This is a genomic window from Galbibacter marinus (genome assembly GCF_000300875.1).
Classification (GTDB): domain Bacteria; phylum Bacteroidota; class Bacteroidia; order Flavobacteriales; family Flavobacteriaceae; genus Galbibacter; species Galbibacter marinus.
Genome location: NZ_AMSG01000057.1, coordinates 1 through 1,993 on the forward strand (window position 1 = coordinate 1; position 1,993 = coordinate 1,993).

The 1,993-nt window shown below is 46.5% G+C and carries 1 rRNA gene; it reads right to left on the minus strand.

Annotation, left to right across the window (positions count from 1 at the left end):
* A 16S ribosomal RNA gene (locus tag I215_RS15525) occupies positions 1-1,508 on the minus strand; the annotation flags it as partial.
* Positions 1,509-1,993: the final 485 nt, after the last annotated feature.

Below are 1,993 nucleotides of genomic sequence, written 5' to 3' on the forward strand. Positions count from 1 at the left end.
CCAGCCGCACCTTCCGGTACGGCTACCTTGTTACGACTTAGCCCCAGTTACCAGTTTTACCCTAGGCAGCTCCTTGCGGTCACCGACTTCAGGTACCCCCAGCTTCCATGGCTTGACGGGCGGTGTGTACAAGGCCCGGGAACGTATTCACCGGATCATGGCTGATATCCGATTACTAGCGATTCCAGCTTCACGGAGTCGAGTTGCAGACTCCGATCCGAACTGTGACCGGTTTTATAGATTCGCTCGTGGTCACCCACTGGCTGCTCTCTGTACCGGCCATTGTAGCACGTGTGTGGCCCAGGACGTAAGGGCCGTGATGATTTGACGTCATCCCCACCTTCCTCACGGTTTGCACCGGCAGTCCCGCTAGAGTCCCCATCATAACATGCTGGTAACTAACGGCAGGGGTTGCGCTCGTTATAGGACTTAACCTGACACCTCACGGCACGAGCTGACGACAACCATGCAGCACCTTGAGAGTCGCCCGAAGGAAAAGGTGTTTCCACCCCTGTCGACTCCCATTTAAGCCCTGGTAAGGTTCCTCGCGTATCATCGAATTAAACCACATGCTCCACCGCTTGTGCGGGCCCCCGTCAATTCCTTTGAGTTTCATTCTTGCGAACGTACTCCCCAGGTGGGATACTTATCACTTTCGCTTAGCCACTGAGTCCGAAAACCCAACAGCTAGTATCCATCGTTTACGGCGTGGACTACCAGGGTATCTAATCCTGTTCGCTCCCCACGCTTTCGTCCATCAGCGTCAATGATGTAGTAGTGACCTGCCTTCGCAATTGGTGTTCTGAGTAATATCTATGCATTTCACCGCTACACTACTCATTCCAGCCACTTCCTACACATTCAAGACCAACAGTATCAAAGGCAATTCTACGGTTGAGCCGCAGACTTTCACCCCTGACTTATTGGCCCGCCTACGGACCCTTTAAACCCAATGATTCCGGATAACGCTTGCATCCTCCGTATTACCGCGGCTGCTGGCACGGAGTTAGCCGATGCTTATTCATATGGTACCGTCATCAAGCTACACGTAGCCCTTATTCTTCCCATATAAAAGCAGTTTACAACCCATAGGGCAGTCTTCCTGCACGCGGCATGGCTGGATCAGTCTTGCGACCATTGTCCAATATTCCTCACTGCTGCCTCCCGTAGGAGTCTGGTCCGTGTCTCAGTTCCAGTGTGGGGGATCTCCCTCTCAGGACCCCTACCTATCGTAGTCATGGTGTGCCGTTACCACACCATCTAACTAATAGGACGCATGCCCATCTTTTACCGTTAAAACTTTAATTGCAATACAATGCTATATCGCAATACTATAAGGTATTAATCCGAATTTCTCCGGGCTATCCCTTTGTAAAAGGTAGGTTGCATACGCGTTACTCACCCGTGCGCCGGTCTCTAAAGTAGCAAGCTACTCTATACCCCTCGACTTGCATGTGTTAGGCCTGCCGCTAGCGTTCATCCTGAGCCAGGATCAAACTCTTCATTGTTGTCTCTTAATGACTTTTGCCTTAATCTACAATACCGAAGATATCTTACTCAAAAATGATTTTACTTAATTTCTTACTAGGTGATTTTTGTCCTAAAAAAATAAAAACTTAAAAAAATTCCTATCTCCTATTTCAAAAATCATGCTGTCAACAATATGTCAATGAACTTGTCTTCTGTTTTATTAAAAGTGCTTTGGTTAAACTTTCGTTTTCAAAGCGGGTGCAAAAGTAATAACTCTTATTTTAATTGGCAAGCTTTTTTTAAAAAAAATTTTGAGCGGCTTTTTTCGCCTTCCCAATCTTCCCAAATCACCCTCTGTTAAAGAACTTTCCGCTTCTCCTAACAACCATTGTTGTCCCTTAAAGCGGGTGCAAATATAGAAACTATTTTTACTCTATTCCAAATCTTTTTTAGCTTTATTTATCACTTATTTTTAATACGCTTGGCAACCAACTCGTTACAAGCGAAAATAAATTGAAAAAAG